This is a genomic window from Acinetobacter sp. ACNIH1, from assembly GCF_002934695.1.
Taxonomy (GTDB): domain Bacteria; phylum Pseudomonadota; class Gammaproteobacteria; order Pseudomonadales; family Moraxellaceae; genus Acinetobacter; species Acinetobacter variabilis.
The window spans coordinates 866635-883612 of record NZ_CP026420.1 but is presented as its reverse complement, the minus strand read 5'-3'; the positions used below and the strand labels follow the sequence as shown (position 1 = coordinate 883612).

Sequence of the window (16978 nt, the reverse complement as noted above, 5' to 3'; positions counted from 1 at the left end):
TAAATACAACGGACCACTGTTCATGATCAATACCTCCCCACTGCTGAATTACATTAAAAGTCACAATGACATCAAAGCGATCAACCAATGGCGTAGCGATGTAGAAAATCAGCTTCAGGAATGTTTTGAAAATGGACAGTCTATCCGTGACATCATTCAGGCCCGTTCCAACCTGATTGATGAGGCTCTGCAATTCCTGTGGAATCATGCTGAACTGGATCAAACCGATTTGGCACTTTTCGCAGTCGGCGGTTATGGCCGCCGCGAAATGCTGCCATATTCAGACGTCGATATCATGATCCTTTCTGAAGATGATTTCACTCCAGAGCAGGAAAAGCTGATCTCCAGTTTTATTTCTTCTCTTTGGGATGTGGGCAATTTCAAACCGGGCATCAGTGTCCGTACCATCAATGAATGTGTCAATCAGGCCAGCAGTGACCTTACGGTAGCGACTTCCCTAATTGAAGCACGTCTTATTATTGGTAATGAAAATTTAACCAAGTGGCCACGCCGGATCGTGTCACAAACCTGGACCGATAAAACCTTTTTTGATGCGAAAATGGATGAGCAGCACAAACGCTATGCTCAACACAATAATACTGAAAGCAATCTGGAACCGGATATTAAAAATGCACCAGGCGGTATCCGCGATATCAACCAGATTGGCTGGATTGCCAAACGTCATTTCCGTGTCAACCGTATTTATGACCTGGTGCATCTGGGCTTTATTTCAGAATTTGAACTTGCTGTACTCGAAGAAGCAGAAAGCTTCCTCTGGGAAATTCGTCATCATTTACACCGCCTGACCAAGCGCGATGAAAACCGCCTGCTATTCGATTATCAACGAGATATTGCGGCGATGTTTGGCTATACCCGTGAAGAAGGTCAGTCACCGAACTATCCAATCGAACAGTTTATGAAGCGCTATTACCGTAGCGCGCAGCAGGTTTCAACTTTGAATGAAATGCTGCTGGCTTATTTCAATGAATCAGTCATTACCCCACGTTTACCTCAATATGAACGCCAGATTGAAGAAATTAATGAAAATTTCAAACTGGTCGATGGCAAGTTAGCAGTTCAACATCACAAGATTTTCTCAGAAAAGCCAAGCGCCATTCTGGAAATTTTCTATTTGCTGGCTAATCGTCCTGAAATTGAAGGCATACGTGCCCGTACTTTACGTCTGCTTACTTTGGCAGCTAAACGTATTGATCAGGGTTTCCGTGATAATCCGGTACACCAAGCCCTGTTTATGGCCATCATTCGTTCACCGCATCGCCTGTACGAAACGCTAGTTGCGATGAAACGTTATGGTGTTCTGGGCAAATATATTCCAGCTTTCGGACAGATTACCGGCCTGATGCAATATGACCTGTTCCATATCTATACCGTAGATGCACATACCCTGCTCTTGATCCGCAATCTGAACCGCTTCAAAGAACCCGAATTTGCCAAAGAATTCCCAGTGGTCAGCTCCGTGTTCCAGCGCCTAGCACGTCGTGACATTGTTTATCTAGCGGCTATTTTCCATGATATTGCCAAAGGTCGTGGTGGCGATCATAGTGAGCTTGGTGCAGCCGATGCGATTCAGTTCTGCCGTACCCATGGCTTTACCGAACGTGAATGCAATCTGGTTGCTTGGCTGATTGAAAACCATTTGTCCATGTCGGTGACTTCACAGAAAAAAGACATTTCCGATCCGGATGTAGTCAAAGAATTTGCTGAAAAAATGGGCGATATGGAGCATCTGGATTATCTGTACACGCTGACAGTGGCAGATATCAACGCGACCAATCCAAAACTCTGGAATACATGGCGTTCATCTTTAATGCGTCAGCTTTATACACATGCGCGTGATGTGATCCGTTCAGGTCTCGGCCGTCCGGTTGATTATCAAATGCTGATTGAAGATACCAAATTCGAAGCTAGTGAACGTCTGGTAGAACATTTCTCACTCTATGACGTTGAAAAAGTCTGGCAGGAACTGGGTGACGACTACTTCCTGAAAGAATCTGCCGATGAAATCGCTTGGCATACCCGTGCCATTCTGGAACATGGCGATAATCCTGCACCATTGGTATTAATGCGTGCGCATCGTAAATATGCGCAGGATGCCGTGCAGATCTTCATCTATACCCAAGACAAGCCAAATCTGTTCGCTACCACGGTTGCTGTTCTGGATCGCATGAATCTGGACGTTCAGGATGCCCGGATTATTACCGCGACCAAAGCCTTTAGTCTGGATACCTATGTCGTACTTGACCGTTTTGGCACGCTGCTGACTGACCCAGAACGTGAAGCGACTGTGATTGAAGCCTTACAGGATGCCTTAAGTCATTCTGATGAATATCCAGGTCTGATGCAGCGCCGCATTCCGCGTCAGTTACGTCATTTTGATATTGAAAATACTGTCGATATCACTCTCAATGAGGCTTTAAATCAGAATATGGTGGAAATTGCGACACTTGACCATCCTGGTTTACTTGCGAAAATTGGCGGTTTATTTATGATGCAGGGTCTGGATATTCACTCTGCTAAAATTGCCACGCTTGGCGAACGTGCTGAAGATATTTTCTTTGTCACCAAAAAAGATGGCAGCCCAATGACCCAAACAGAGTCCGACAATTTTGCAGCGGCATTAAAAGCTGCTCTGGATGAAGCCTCACATCAGGTCAATGCTCAACACTAACACACTGCTCGGTAACACATTCATGAACTCTAGCTTGTTTTTATTGCACCCATATCCGTTTGAAAAGTTAAATAAACTTTTTGCGGATATCCAGCCTGCGAATATGCCATTGATTCCCCTTTCAATTGGTGAACCAAAGCATCCAGCACCCGAGTTCGTGAAACAGGCGATTATCGATAATTTCCAGCATCTATCGACTTATCCGAACAGCAAAGGCTTACCTGAATTACGAGAAAGCATTGCCAACTGGCTGACTCGTCGTTTTAAACTGAATAGCATCAGTGCAGACAGCAATGTATTACCGGTTTCCGGTACCCGTGAAGCGATCTTCTCTTTTGTTCAGGCGCTGATTAATCGTGAAGATGCGCCTTATGTGGTGATGCCAAACCCTTTCTACCAGATTTATGAAGGTGCTACCCTGCTTGCAGGTGCAAAACCTTATTTCATTAACTGTACTGAAGAAAATGATTACTTAGGCGACTTTGATGCAGTTCCGGCTGAAGTCTGGGAAAAAACTGCCCTGTTATTTGTGTGTACACCGGGCAACCCAACAGGTGCTGTTCTTTCTAAAGAGCAGTTTAAAAAGCTGATTGCACTGTCAGACAAATATGATTTTGTCATTGCTTCTGATGAATGCTATTCAGAACTCTGGTTTGATGAAGCACCGACAGGTTTACTGGAAGTGTGTGCCGAGATTGGCCGAGATGACTATAAAAACTGTGTCGTTTTCCATTCTCTATCTAAACGCTCCAACCTGCCAGGCATGCGTTCAGGCTTTGTTGCAGGTGATGCCACTTTACTCAAACCTTATCTGCAATACCGTACTTATCACGGTGCAGCGATGCCGGTGCAACACCAGTTAGCATCAATTACCGCTTGGAATGATGAAGCCCATGTGGAAGAAAACCGGGTACAGTATCGTGCCAAGTTCGATCTGTTCCAGAAAGAATTGGGGCACTTGCTTCCGCTGAAAAAACCGGATGCGGGTTTCTACTATTGGCTCAAAGTGGACAATGATGAAGCTTTTGCCAAAATGTTGATGGAAAAAGCGCATATCAAAGTATTACCAGGCCGTTACCTGTCTCGTGAAACTACACAAGGCAACCCGGGTGAAAATCATGTGCGTCTGGCATTGGTGGCTGATCTGGCACAATGTGAGCAGGTAATTCAGCGTTTAAAAGCGATTCTTTAATCTTCTAAGACCTAAACACAAATAAAAAAAACCCACTTTCCAGAAGTGGGTTTTTTTATGGATATTGACTACAAATTATTTTTTATTTAACTTATTTTCTATTCATTAGAAATTAGACATTTCAAATAAACTTATAAAACCTTTTCAATTTCTGTTTCGAGATCTTCAGGTTTGGTGGTAGGTGCAAAACGGTTTAATACCTTGCCATCACGACCAATCAGGAATTTGGTAAAATTCCACTTAATACCATTTCCTAGAATTCCTTTAGAATTATTGGTCAAGTAACGGAAGATCGCATGCGCTTCTGGACCTTTAACATCTACCTTGGAAAACATTGGGAAAGAAACCCCATAATTTTTCTGGCAAAATTCACCGATCTGTTCATTTGAACCTGGATCCTGTCCACCAAACTGGTTGCATGGAAAACCTAAAACTTCCAGTCCCTGCTCTTTATATTTCTGGTAAAGCTTTTCCAGACCTGCAAATTGTGGAGTGAAACCACATTTGCTTGCGGTATTTACGATTAAAAGTACTTTTCCTTCATAATCTGCAAGTCGTTTGTTTTTCCCATCTAACAACTCAGCTTCAAACTGATAAATGCTGGTCATGGATAAGTTTCCTCGTCAGTTTTTTCTTGTGTTTGTAATTCTAAAGAGGCTGAGTTTACACAATAACGTAAGCCAGTCGGTTCCGGACCATCCGGGAAAACATGTCCCAAATGTGCATCACAATGATGACAAACAATTTCTGTTCTCACCATACCATGTGAAGTATCAGGTAATTCTTCTACAACTGAGCTGCTCACAGGACGATAGAAGCTTGGCCAACCGCAACCGCTGTCATATTTAGTGGTTGAAGAAAATAGTGGTGTACCACAGCAACGGCAGACATAAGTCCCTTCCTGTTTTGTATTCCAGTACTTACCTGTGAATGCCGGTTCAGTTCCTTTTTCACGCGTAATGCGAAACTCTTCTGGTGATAACTCTCTTTGCCATTCCCGGTCTGTTTTATTGAGTTTTCCCATCACTAACTCCTTTAAATCTTTGACATTCAATGTCATGCTTCAGTACTTCCATATTTACGCTAGAGATGAAAAAATTTCTAGCGAAATTTCAGCATAGATTGTGATATTTGCGTAATCTATAGGTTTAACTTAAAAATTAATTGGATGGAATTATGTCCGGTATTGGTAACACCCCCCCTCGCGAGATCAAGAAATCGTCTAAGCTTGAGCATGTTTGCTACGACATTCGCGGACCAGTGTTACGAGCGGCCAACGAGATGGAAGAAGCCGGACATAAAATTATCAAACTGAATATCGGAAATCCCGCCCCATTCGGCTTTGAAGCCCCGCAAGAAATCATTAATGATGTTGCACTGAACCTGCCAAATGCGATTGGCTATACAGATTCCAAAGGAATTTTCCCGGCACGTAAAGCGATCTGTCAGTATTACCAGCAAAAAGGCATTCTGGATATGCACGTGAACGACGTGTATGTCGGCAATGGCGTATCTGAGCTGATCGTGATGGCGATGCAAGGCCTGCTGGATGACGGCGATGAAATGCTGATTCCAATGCCGGATTATCCATTATGGACTGCGGCAGTGAACCTGTCTGGCGGTACTGCGATTCACTATAAATGTGATGAAGAAGATCACTGGTATCCAGATATTGCGGATATGGAAAGCAAAATCACGCCAAATACCCGCGGAATCGTGATTATCAACCCGAATAACCCGACTGGTTCGGTTTATCCGCGTCATGTATTACAGCAAATCGTGGATCTGGCGAAGAAATATGATCTGATCCTGTTTGCAGACGAAATCTATGACAAGATCGTTTACGATGGTATTGAACATGTTTCAGTAGCTTCGCTTGCAGGCAAGCAATTATGTGTATCGTTCAACGGTTTATCTAAGGCCTATCGTATTGCTGGCTATCGCTCAGGCTGGATGGCGATTACTGGTGATAAATCACGTGCAATGGACTACATTGAAGGCCTGGATATGCTGGCTTCAATGCGTCTTTGCGCGAATCATCAAGCACAATATGCAATTCAGACTGCACTCGGTGGCTATCAGTCTATTAATGACTTGATCCGCCCAGGTGGCCGTCTATATGAACAGCGTAATATTGCCTGGGAAATGCTAAACGAGATTCCGGGGGTATCTTGTGTGAAACCGGAAGGTGCGATGTACTGTTTCCCTCGTCTTGATCCAGAAATCTATCCGGTTGAGGATGACGAAAAACTGATGCTTGATCTGTTACGTGCCGAGAAAGTTCTATTGGTTCAAGGTACTGGTTTCAACTGGCCAACACCGGATCATTTCCGTGTGGTATTCCTGCCAGCAGAAAATGAACTGCGTGAAGCGATTACCCGTTTAGGCCGTTTCCTGGCAAAAATGCGTTAATTTATAAAAGTTAACTCAAAAAACCGCATTTATGAATGCGGTTTTTTATTGTTTAAAAATTTCCGCGACAAGCTTTATAGATATTTAAAAAGAGGTATGCTGTTAATCTAGAGTTTCTTTTCTCAATAAAATCTATTCAGCCTTTTCTCCTTTAGCTTGATGATTCATGCTATTTTTTGAACAAATATAAAACTTCAAGAGTATATGGATGTCCTCAAATACGGTCAAGCTTAGTCTTTTTCTCTGCCTGAGCATGTGCTTAGGCATCGGCATTCTGCGTTTTTCCTATACTGCCCTGTTACCTGGTACACGTGAAGCCTTTGTCTGGAGCGCGAGTTTTGCCAGCCTTTTGGGTAGTGCCAATCTACTGGGTTATTTAATGGGTGCTTTTGCAGCGATGCGCTTGCCTCAAGATCGAAGCATGAGTACCTATATCCAGCTTGCTGCAATAGCTGGAATGGTTAGCTTATTCTGTTGCGCTTTTTCAGGGTTTTCTGAAATCTGGTATATCAGCTGGCGCGTGATCTCCGGTATCAGTGGTGGTCTGCTCATGATTTTGTCACCAAGTGTCGTGGCTCAGTGCTGCGATTTAAAAGACCGTTTTAAGATCAATTTTATTGGTTTTAGCGGAATTGGATTGGGGGTTTTACTAGCTACACTGTTTTTACCTTATCTTGACCAGATTTCCATACGTACGGCCTGGCTGATCTTATGTGGGTTTGCCCTGATGATTTGTATCTGCTTAAGCCTACTGATACAACAATTTAAACCCTATCTAGCTAAACAATCTGTTTCTCATGCTGCTCAAGTACCTTTAAATACAGTCTTTTATAGTTTACTGGCGGTTTATGCCTGTAGTGCATTTGCCTATATTCCGCATTCCCTGTTCTGGATTGACTATCTCAGCCATGAACTAGGATTAAGCTTATTCTGGATTAACTTTAACTGGATTCTATATGGTTTGGGCAGTGCCTTAGGTGCTTTTTCTGCCTATATTCTGGCAAGAAAATTTGGCAATTTTACCGCCTTAAAGATTCTTTATAGTGTGTATATTCTGGCGATTTTCATCGCGACTTTAAATGCTAACCCGTTCCTCACTTTCAGTTCTTCTTTTTTTACCGGAATGTTGAATCCCGCTGTGGTTTTCCTCACCTCTTATACCATTTTGCAACTGTATGGACTGGCCTATAAAAAGCTCTGGAGTATTGCGACTCTATGTTTTGCCTCTGTTCAGCTGATTAGTGGATTAAGTTTTAGCGCCCTGCAATATCTTGGATTGAACTATCATCAACAGTTTATGCTGGCTGCTTTAGTTTTATTAGGGGGAACATTACAACTGTTCTGGAATACACGTTCTTCCAAATATAAGATGGATGAGCAACCGCAACCGGTTTCTGTTCAAGAAGAAAGAATTAAATAAAGATTAAAATCAGTCAATGCCCCAAATCCCAAGGAATAGGACCACGTCATTAAACGTGGTTTTATTCCATTTAATCTTTTTTCAAATCTTTAAGCGGATTACCAAACTGTTTTAGATATTCAACGCCCAATTGCCGTGAACCCTGATCATTAAGATGATTATCATCTTTAAAACGATACAAAGGCACATCATTCAACATCGTTTTACATGCCTGCTGATCACAGATGACTTTGGTTGGATCAATAATTTTTAATTGTGGATATTTCAGTTTTGCTTCTGCCAGAATCTGATTGAATTGCTTTAAATGTGCTTCATAACTTTTTCGAGAAACTGTACATGAAGCGTCTCGATGAAGAATCTCTTTACGAATATTACAATCAGATGGAATCCCTTCCCAGTCTAGATGTGGTACATCATTAATTAGCACCACCTGATCACTAGATTGATGGGCAATTTCTAAGGCTTTCATCAAGCCTGCTCTAAATATCTCTTCCTCAGTATGATGGACACTATCTTTAAGTTTTATATTATCGTCAAAATACTGCGCATAAGAACCCGCCAGAATAATCATTGGATAATGGGTTTCTTTAAGATGCGCAGTAATAGCATCATTACGTTTTTGGAATTTGGTCAATTCTTTCCATTGATTCAACTTTAATTCAAATCGCTGTACATCTGGCAGATAAAAGGTTGAGCTTTGCGTAACGTCATAACCGCGTAAATCAGCATCCTTTGCCCATTCATCCAGCATTGCTGTGTAGGCATTGGCATGCGAATCGCCAATCAACAGGAAATCAATATCTTCTTTAGATTGTCCTAAGACACAATCCTGAGCATTGGGTAAAACATATTGGATCCGCAGTATCCATGCAGTTACTACGAATCACATGTGCATACGTGTGTAATGCTTCCTGTTTGTCATGCACCGATTTTGGAAAACGCTCCGGGAAACCTTCATGTGTTTTGATGGTTTGGGCGATCGCAATAAAACTGACTGCAGGTAACATAAATCCAAGAATAATCACTTTATAATTTGCAGCCATCACAAAGCGTTTCAGTGGTGTTTCAGTCAGTTTATAAGTCAGAAATGCACATATAAGTGATAGAAAAACAATAATAATCTGATTTTCCAGATTCAAGGGCAGCATATAAATGCCAAAGAACACGATGATTGGCCAGTGCCATAGATACAGAGGATATGAAATCTTGCCAATCCAGGTACTAAGACGATTACTCAGTAATAAATTACTTGAAGATATAGATTGTCCCAGATAAATAATGAGTGCCGTTGCAAGACACGGGATCAATGCCATCAGTCCTGGGAATGGGGTTTGCTGATCAAAATAAATTGCAGTTGCAAATAGAACACTTACTCCAGCCCAGACCAATCCCTGTAATAGTTTTTTTGGCAGATTCAGTTTTGGCAAGCAGCTAATCAATGCGCCAATCAATAACTCAAACGCTCGTACCGGCATGCTATAGTAAACTTTGGCTGGATTATGAGTCAGTTGCTGCTGGGCGTATATAACTAAAGCGACAATAAATACACTAATAACAAGCCAAAGATATTTACGTGAGGTTCTACTCAAGAATAGCCATAGCAAGAGCGGCCAGAAAATATAAAACTGCTCTTCTACGCCCAATGACCATAAATGCAACAAAGGCACATTTTCTACATTCGGACTGAAATAATCTCCCACCTCATTTCGCATATACAGATTGGCAATGAGCACAGTGGCATACATGACGCTTTTAAAATATTCCGTCAGCTCACCCGGCAACATCACCTGCCAAGCAATCAGGCTGACAATTGCCAGTACAGTAAAATATGCAGGTGCCAGACGGATCACCCGTTTCTTATAAAACCGTGCAATTGAAAATTGCTGCAACTCAATATCGCGCTTCAAAATGGTCGTAATGAGATAACCGGAAATGACAAAGAAAATATCAACACCAATATAGCCGCCAGAAAATAGTGACCAGCCGAGGTGATTGAAAATGACCAATGATACTGCAATCGCTCTCAGGCCATCGATATCTGGTCGATAAGCAAAACTCATAAAAACAGGAAAAACGGGAGATACGCTATTTTATGCTTTTCATTCTTTAGATGGCGATCTTTTACATTTTTTTTACATTCACCTGCGCTTATTCCAATTCTTCTACCTTTAAATAAGGATAAGGATTGGTCGCACCTTCCCCACTGAGATAAATCCCATAATGCAAATGTGGTGGTGTATTTTTCGCATTACCGGTATTGCCGACATAGGCAATGATTTCACCTGCTTCTACCCAGTCTCCTTCCTGAATATGTTCAGCATAATCATCTAGATGAGCATAATAATGTTGGCTTAAATTCGGGCCAGTAATCCAGATAACTTTACCGCCCAAATTATTGGTTCCAATCTTACGGACGATCCCTTGGGTCGCACTGACTACCGGTGTTCCCCGTTTAGCAAAAATATCAGTCCCCTCATGTTTGCGACCTTCACTCCGTGCTTCACCCCAAGTATCCTGAATCTGGCGAGGTTTTACTCCTTGTACAGGAATTTCTACTGGTCTAATCAGCTCAGCTTTTTTTAATTGCCAATAGAGGTAGGGACTTTTCCAGCCCGCTGGTTCACCTGATGGCGGTGGCTGACAGGCAGTAAGTAATATGCTTAAGGAAAATATTAAAAGCAGGATTCTGGGAATTTTCACAATAGCTCGCTTAGCTGTTTAATGAGGAGTTCGTTTTATCTTAAGGAATACACAGAAATTTAAAGTCAAAATCCTGTTATTTTTAGTGATGTTTTTTCCCAATTGTTTTTCGAAAACAGTCTTAAAAATAGCAAAACCCTCAGCTGAGGGTTTTGTTGAATCAGTTTAAATCTTATTTACGCTTTTTCGCACGGGATGGTTTAGAGGGTTGTTGCTGTTGCTGTTGTTGCTCTTCATTCTGAGCACTGTCCTTTTTATCCTTTTGCTGAACCTGCTTATGTTTTGCTCTTGATTTAGCCATAGAATAAACTCCTTTGGAGAACTGTCTCTATCACTGGAAGTTGCATTAATCACTTTAACCTTTATATAAAATAAGCCAATCGCGGAGCTGTATCCAAATACGTCAATGTAAAAGCATCTTTAGTTAAGTCATTCAATTCAGATTAGATCTTTATTCGAGGTATTTACATCGCTTACATAGCGTTGCATGTTGATACCTGTTTTAACCCTGAATATAAATATGGTTTTCTGAATGAAACCCTTCAAATATTTAACAATAAATGTGCGTCTAACGTGATGATTCAAATTTAGCATTGATGTATCAACGTTCACAAAGTTTCCAGTTCAGAATCGAACCAACACAGTAATAGTATATTTAGTATGAGAGGCTATAAAACGTAGGCCACAGTTTTCGCAGTAAAGGAATAACTGGATGATCAGGTAGATTGAATATTAGATCTGTATTCAGAGTCATCTTGCCACTATTTTCAGGTTTAACAATTTATTAATAGACCTCTTGCGAAAGTATCGTTTTACCTAATTTTTGAATTGGCTAAAACCTTATAAAATGTAGCTTTGGGCTGTTTAAATTTTGACTAACGCAAGAAGTCTAATTTATATCTTTCTAATTATAAATTTAATATTTTCAATTTCTAAAACATTTCTTTAATTAATTCTACAAAATAATTCATAAGATAATTGTTCTTACATAAGGTGAAAGGGTTTTCACGCTAAGCCCGAATATCTTACATAAGCAGACACCGCTCATACATGTGCAGAGAGTTTTATCCCCTATACTGAAATCAAGTTTTAGAAAATTAGAGGATTTTGTATGAAACAGTTTTCGAAAATTCTAATACTCATTACGATGGGCTTTTATGGTACTTCTACTATTGCAGCAGATGCTATTCCTTTGGAAGCTAAAGCTGCCGCAGAAGCACAAAAAGCTGCGCTAGAATATTCTGAAAATCAGAAGAATGATTCAGACTCAGACTGAAAACAAAATAAAGCCCACGAAGGGCTTTATTTACATACGGGAATCATTAGGAAAAGTTATTTTAATAACTCAATGATTGTCCTACTCCATAAACCATCAAGGTAATAAGGAATACGACCAATGCGGAGACAGCTAATTCTGCTTTAGTCATGTGTTTTTCCCTCATGGAGAGCTGTATATTATTTATACACTACATAAGCATAAAACCAAATAACAAAATATTACATAATCTTGAATATTTAAACTAAAGTAAAACACAATATAAGAGAGTAAAACTATAAATTAAACCTTAATTATCAATAAATATATTCTTAATTTTCATTTACTTAATGGATTTTATTTAAAAAATTAATAGATTATTTCTTTGAAATCATAAAATAATCTTTGTTTATAAAAAAATTTTCTATGTAATATATTGCCATTCCAAAATTTAAGCTTTTGAACTTAATGTCTTTTTAAGTTATTTCATAGCTTCTAATTTTACTATTTCATAATTTATTTTCCTTATTTGATATCAAATTAAAACGGCTTTGTTGCACAAACCTATCTGTAAAGGCTTTTTCAGCGATATAATTTTCAAATGAAGAAGCCTACACACAAAATCTACCGCACAACCAATTGGCCCGCATATAACCGAGCACTCATGAGTCGCGGAAATATTGCCATTTGGTTTGATCCTGCTACGCAATGGTATGCGCCATCAAAAGGCAAACAAGGGCGAAATCAAACCTACTCCGACGCAGCTATCCAATGCTGCTTAATGATTAAATCTCTATTCCGTTTGTCTTTACGTATGGTCACTGGCTTTGTGCAAAGTCTGATTGAACTTTGCGGATTAAATTGGACCGCACCAGATTACAGTACGCTTTGTAGAAGACAAAAGCATATTGATATTGCAATCAGCTACCAAAAAAGTAGCGATGGGCTGCATCTACTCGTAGACTCTACAGGCATGAAGTTTCTAGGTGAGGGCGAATGGAAACGCAAGAAACATGGAGCTGAATATCGTCGCCAATGGCGTAAACTACATATTGGTATAGATGCCAAAACCCTACAAATACGCGCTATTCAACTCACAACCAATAATGTCAGTGATTCACAGGTGCTTGGTGATTTACTTAATCAGATTCCACAAGATGAGCAGATTGACTCTGTTTATACCGATGGAGCTTATGACACCAAGCAATGCCGTCAGGTCATTGCAGATCGGCAAGCACATGCGGTGATTCCACCTAGAAAAAATGCGAAACCATGGAAAGATACAAAGAGTAGCTCGCTAGAGCGAAATGAATTACTTCGAACAGTTAAACGTTTAGGCAGGACATTATGGAAAAAATGGTCAGGCTATCATCGCCGCAGTTTGGTGGAAACCAAGATGCATTGCATCAAATTATTAGGCGATAAATTAATGGCAAGAAGCTTTCCTAGTCAGGTGAATGAAATTCATGCACGTGTAGCAGTCCTCAACAGATTTACGGAATTAGGTCGACCACTTACCCAAGTTACGCCTTAAATTTGGCTCAATTAGGGGCGCTTTGCATTTCAAATCTTTGTGCAACAAAGCCCTTATCTTATCTAAAAATATTCAAATGATAAAAATAAAAAATCCCAACAATATATGTTGAGATTTTCTATTTATAATCAAATTAAACTAGCAGTAAATATAAGTAATGCTCAGGCTATAAAATCTCGTAAAATGTGTTGATTAATCACTTCATCAAAACTTAGATTCGAAAGATTTTGCTTGTTATGTTTGATGATTTTATAACAATAACTTGCTGCAATACCCATACTAATTAAAGTCAACAATTTCATTGTTCACCTCAAAATTAAAAATATTAGAAACTGTGAAATTAAAATATCAGCTTGTTTTGTAGTGGTCTAAGTCAATTTGGAAAGCTTTTTGTATGGTATGTAAATTCATCAAAGCCATTTCAGGTCTATAAAAATCATTATCAATTTTTTGCTTTGCCTTGAATTGCCTTATTTTCCCTTAACTAAATCGACAAGTGCAGTCGAAAATGTAGATTATCGATGATTAACATTCTTAAACGGAAGATCATATTTGAATACAAAAAGTACATCATTTTAAAGCGGCATGGTCGCAATCAAACGCAATCAAATTTGATGCAAAACATAAATTCGAGGAAGATAAATCAGAATCTGCTATGATAGCTTCCACTTAGTGGACTCTTTTATGTCTTCCCTTATCTCCTATTTATAAGTAAAGGAGTATTACAATGGGCAACATGACTGCCACATCAGAATTATTTTATATATTTTAGTAGGTTAAAGTGAAAATTGTCATTCTTAACAAGCCTTATGACGTCCTCTCCCAATTTCGTCCAGATGAAAAACATCAGACTATGGCGGATTTCGTAGACGATCCGGATCTGCGTATTGCCGGTCGTCTGGATATGGATTCTGAAGGTTTGATGTTCCTGACCGATCATGGTGGTTTAAACCAATATATTACTAATCCAGCCAGCAAAAAATTCAAAACTTATCTGGTTCAGGTCGATGGTGATATAACCGAAGAAGCTCTAGAACAGCTTCGTAAAGGCGTTGAACTGAATGACGGTATTACGCTGCCAGCCAAAGCAATTAAAGTCACTGAACCGGAATGGTTATGGGAACGCAATCCTCCTGTACGTTTCCGTGTTTCTGTTCCAACTTCATGGGTCGAAATTTCAATCTGTGAAGGTCGTAACCGTCAGGTTCGTCGTATGACTGCAGCAGTCGGCTTTCCTACCTTACGTTTGATCCGCACCAAAATCGGTTCGATTGATCTGGTTCAATTAGGTTTACAGCCAGGTGAAACTAAAGAAATTGAACCCCTACTTTATCCAGACTTTAAAGATGTGCCTGCTCAAGAACCTTACCGCTCGCGCTCTTATGTGAAAAAGCCGGGTGGTACCGGTGGTAAACCGATTAACAAGAAAGTAACGAAAGACGGCACCAAGAAAAAAACCGGTACACCGCGTATCTGGCAAATGGAAGAAGGTGAAAAACCACGTCGCAAGACTAATGGTACTACCCGTCCAAATACTAAGAGTCGTGGCCGTCGTACCCGTTAAGCCACTGCTCAGGTCGGGAAGATCAAACTAAAGACCACACCTTGAGGATGGTTATTCACCTGAACTTCCCCCTGATGCAACTGCATAATCGACTGCACAATCGCCAAGCCCAAACCACCCGTTTGGGCTTTTTGATGCCGGCTGCTTTCAATCTGGTAAAAACGTTCAAACAGATGGGCTAAATACTGCTCGGGGATCTGTACACCTGCTGTCAGCACATCAATCCGACAGCTATTTTCTGTAGTCATCGCCGTGATTCTGATCTCTCCATTTTCCTTTCCATACTGCACTGCGTTGCTGAGTAAATTGGCAAGCGCACGTTGCAGATATTCTGGATGCGCAGCTATATTCAGTTGAGCCGGAATATCCGTATAAATAGATATATTTTTTTCTTCTGCCAGAAGCTAAAAATATGCCAGCAAATCTTCTATGATCTGGCTCAGTTCTAGTGTCTATTTTTCTATCTGATAATGACCATGTTCTACCCGGGCGATAAACAGCATGTTTTCAATCATCTGGGTCAGACGTTCATATTCTTCCAGATGAGAATACAGCAGATTTTCTAATTCATCGCGACTACGTGACTTCGACAAGGCAATCTGGGTTTGCCCCATCAAGTTATTCAGGGGCGTTCGTAATTCATGAGAAATATCTTCAGAAAATCGGACCAGCTGTTCATAGCCTTGCTGTATTCGGTCCAGCATGGCATTTATGGCCTCTGTTAGTTGCTGCACCTCAATAGTTCGGGATGGCAACTCGATGCGTTGATCCAGCTGCTGTACATTAATCTGCTGAGTGGCATAAATTAATTGACGCATGGATCGTAGCAGATAGTGTTCCATCAGCCAGGCTAACAAGGTGGATAAAATAATACCAAGCAGAGTGTAGATCACTAATTTTATCAGGTAATGCTTTAAAACCTGTTGCCCTGCTATGAGTTGCTTACCGGCAATCAGTTGATAAGTCTGTCCATTAAAGTCCACTTGCTTAAATGCCAAACGGGTCGTGGGTTGTTCAATTTTTATTATTTTGATAATTTAGCTTGGTGTGATAATCCAATAGAGGAATAGTAATATTTAAAGGATTAATATCAATTAATGTATTCTGCGCGTTTTTAAGGATCAGTAAGTTGTCTTCCTGTCCAAGCATATTCTCATAAAGCTCTGGATGTTCGATCAGCACCTGAAAGCTTTGCTGATCAGCCAGAAATATTTCAATCCTGGAAATCCGCAAGGCCAAAGCTTCATCCTGCTGTTGTTGCACTATCTGCTGCATATTGTGATAGGACACAATCCACCGATGCTTAGAAAAACGATACAGGAAATGAGGCCAAAAGCGATGCCGAGACGTGTGCCCAAATGCATTTTCATGCTTGCGCATCCAGCTTATAGCCCATACCACGTACCGTATGAATAAGTTTTGGACTGAAATGGTCATCAATTTTAGAACGTAATCGGCGTACAGCAACATCAACGACATTGGTATCGGTATTAAAATTAATATTCCAGACCAGTGAAGCAATTTGTGTCCGGGTTAACACTTCGGACTGGTGTTCCATCAGCAACTGCAAAAGTGCAAACTCTTTTTGGGTAAGCTCAATTTTTTGCTGGTCTCGAAATACTTCCCGGGTTAAACGATTCAGCTCTAAATTGGCCACTTGATACATTTCATGTTGTGTTTTGGGTACACCGCGCAGCAGACTCTTGATACGGGCCAAGAGTTCGATATAAGAGAAAGGCTTGATTAAATAGTCATCTGCACCTAGTTCCAATCCTTTGACCCGGTCAAGCACATGATCTTTGGCCGTCAGCATGAGTACGGGAACTTTAGAGAAAGTACGCAAAGTTTTGAGGACTTGCTAGCCGTCCAGGTCGGGCAGCATCACATCCAGCAATACCAGATCAATCTGTTGCTGTTCCAGCACCGATAAGGCATGCAGGCCATTACCTAGCTGTGTAGTCTGGTAGCCGGATTCATTTAAGCCTGTAGCCAAAAAGCCGGCAATTTTGGTTCCATCTTCTACAATTAAAATATGCATGGGCTGAGTTTAATCAATTTCATACAGCGCAAAGATTACAAATTGGTAATCTGATTGTCATCCATGGGCCTCAATTATTTGATTATGATCTTCTCAATTTCTATATGATTGAACATTATCATGATAAGCAGATTGAATCAGAGAAAAATATTGTTATATCTAGCGAGCTTGGCG

At 40.5% G+C, this 16978-nt stretch carries 14 protein-coding genes and 2 pseudogenes; 7 read left to right on the top strand and 9 right to left on the bottom strand.

Going from position 1 to position 16978, the window contains the following annotated elements:
* Nucleotides 1-22 precede the first annotated feature (22 nt).
* Nucleotides 23-2689, top strand: a complete 2667-nt coding sequence (gene glnD / locus C3F22_RS04420) for a [protein-PII] uridylyltransferase (protein WP_004784127.1) — start codon at nucleotides 23-25, stop codon at nucleotides 2687-2689.
* 22 nt (nucleotides 2690-2711) lie between these two features.
* A complete protein-coding gene (gene dapC / locus C3F22_RS04415; RefSeq protein WP_034590142.1) occupies nucleotides 2712-3881 on the top strand; it encodes a succinyldiaminopimelate transaminase in 1170 nt (389 codons plus the stop codon).
* A 131-nt stretch (nucleotides 3882-4012) separates the two neighbouring features.
* Here the strand turns inward: dapC and C3F22_RS04410 are convergent, their stop codons facing one another.
* Both C3F22_RS04410 and msrB read right to left on the bottom strand, forming a co-directional pair.
* The gene (locus C3F22_RS04410; protein WP_004784130.1) at nucleotides 4013-4489 is read right to left on the bottom strand and encodes a glutathione peroxidase; all 477 of its coding nucleotides are present in this window, start codon (nucleotides 4487-4489) and stop codon (nucleotides 4013-4015) included.
* Entirely contained in the window at nucleotides 4486-4905 is a 420-nt protein-coding gene (gene msrB, locus C3F22_RS04405; RefSeq protein ID WP_004784131.1) for a peptide-methionine (R)-S-oxide reductase MsrB, read from the bottom strand. The genes C3F22_RS04410 and msrB overlap by 4 nt, the downstream gene beginning before the upstream one ends.
* Nucleotides 4906-5057: 152 nt before the next feature.
* Here msrB and C3F22_RS04400 point away from each other — a divergent pair, with 152 nt between their 5' ends.
* Together C3F22_RS04400 and C3F22_RS04395 are read left to right on the top strand one after the other, a co-directional pair.
* Entirely contained in the window at nucleotides 5058-6293 is a 1236-nt protein-coding gene (locus C3F22_RS04400; protein WP_004784132.1) for a pyridoxal phosphate-dependent aminotransferase, read from the top strand.
* A 208-nt stretch (nucleotides 6294-6501) separates the two neighbouring features.
* Nucleotides 6502-7713, top strand: a complete 1212-nt coding sequence (locus C3F22_RS04395; RefSeq protein ID WP_004784133.1) for a YbfB/YjiJ family MFS transporter — start codon at nucleotides 6502-6504, stop codon at nucleotides 7711-7713.
* A gap of 70 nt (nucleotides 7714-7783) precedes the next feature.
* Here the strand turns inward: C3F22_RS04395 and C3F22_RS18495 are convergent, their stop codons facing one another.
* From C3F22_RS18495 to C3F22_RS18730, 4 genes are all read right to left on the bottom strand, one after another.
* Nucleotides 7784-8500 carry an SGNH hydrolase domain-containing protein gene (locus C3F22_RS18495; RefSeq protein ID WP_004784134.1) on the bottom strand — a complete coding sequence of 239 codons (717 nt, stop codon included), beginning with the start codon at nucleotides 8498-8500 and terminating at the stop codon, nucleotides 7784-7786.
* Nucleotides 8501-8519: 19 nt separating this feature from the next.
* A complete protein-coding gene (locus C3F22_RS18490) occupies nucleotides 8520-9773 on the bottom strand; it encodes an acyltransferase family protein (protein WP_004784135.1) in 1254 nt (417 codons plus the stop codon).
* Between the two features lie 88 nt (nucleotides 9774-9861).
* Nucleotides 9862-10413, bottom strand: a complete 552-nt coding sequence (locus C3F22_RS04385; RefSeq protein WP_004784137.1) for a M23 family metallopeptidase — start codon at nucleotides 10411-10413, stop codon at nucleotides 9862-9864.
* A 172-nt stretch (nucleotides 10414-10585) separates the two neighbouring features.
* Nucleotides 10586-10714 carry a hypothetical protein gene (locus tag C3F22_RS18730; RefSeq protein WP_004784138.1) on the bottom strand — a complete coding sequence of 43 codons (129 nt, stop codon included), beginning with the start codon at nucleotides 10712-10714 and terminating at the stop codon, nucleotides 10586-10588.
* Nucleotides 10715-11524: 810 nt separating this feature from the next.
* Here C3F22_RS18730 and C3F22_RS18335 point away from each other — a divergent pair.
* Both C3F22_RS18335 and C3F22_RS04380 read left to right on the top strand, forming a co-directional pair.
* Nucleotides 11525-11689, top strand: coding sequence for a hypothetical protein (locus tag C3F22_RS18335; protein WP_004784140.1), 165 nt, complete (start codon nucleotides 11525-11527; stop codon nucleotides 11687-11689).
* Nucleotides 11690-12269: 580 nt separating this feature from the next.
* A complete protein-coding gene (locus C3F22_RS04380; RefSeq protein WP_104425911.1) occupies nucleotides 12270-13202 on the top strand; it encodes an IS5-like element IS17 family transposase in 933 nt (310 codons plus the stop codon).
* A gap of 161 nt (nucleotides 13203-13363) precedes the next feature.
* On the opposite strand, the gene C3F22_RS18835 is transcribed toward C3F22_RS04380, so the two are convergent.
* Complete coding sequence (locus tag C3F22_RS18835; RefSeq protein WP_004784147.1) at nucleotides 13364-13504, bottom strand: hypothetical protein; 141 nt, start codon at nucleotides 13502-13504, stop codon at nucleotides 13364-13366.
* A 479-nt stretch (nucleotides 13505-13983) separates the two neighbouring features.
* On the opposite strand from C3F22_RS18835, the gene C3F22_RS04375 reads away from it, so the two are divergent.
* Complete coding sequence (locus C3F22_RS04375) at nucleotides 13984-14766, top strand: rRNA large subunit pseudouridine synthase E (RefSeq protein ID WP_004784150.1); 783 nt, start codon at nucleotides 13984-13986, stop codon at nucleotides 14764-14766.
* Nucleotides 14767-14774: 8 nt separating this feature from the next.
* Here the strand turns inward: C3F22_RS04375 and C3F22_RS04370 are convergent.
* Together C3F22_RS04370 and C3F22_RS04365 are read right to left on the bottom strand one after the other, a co-directional pair.
* Nucleotides 14775-16136 (bottom strand): annotated as a pseudogene (locus tag C3F22_RS04370) (heavy metal sensor histidine kinase).
* Nucleotides 16133-16804: pseudogene (locus C3F22_RS04365) on the bottom strand (heavy metal response regulator transcription factor). Before C3F22_RS04365 ends, C3F22_RS04370 begins: the two co-directional pseudogenes overlap by 4 nt.
* Between the last annotated feature and the right edge of the window lie 174 nt (nucleotides 16805-16978).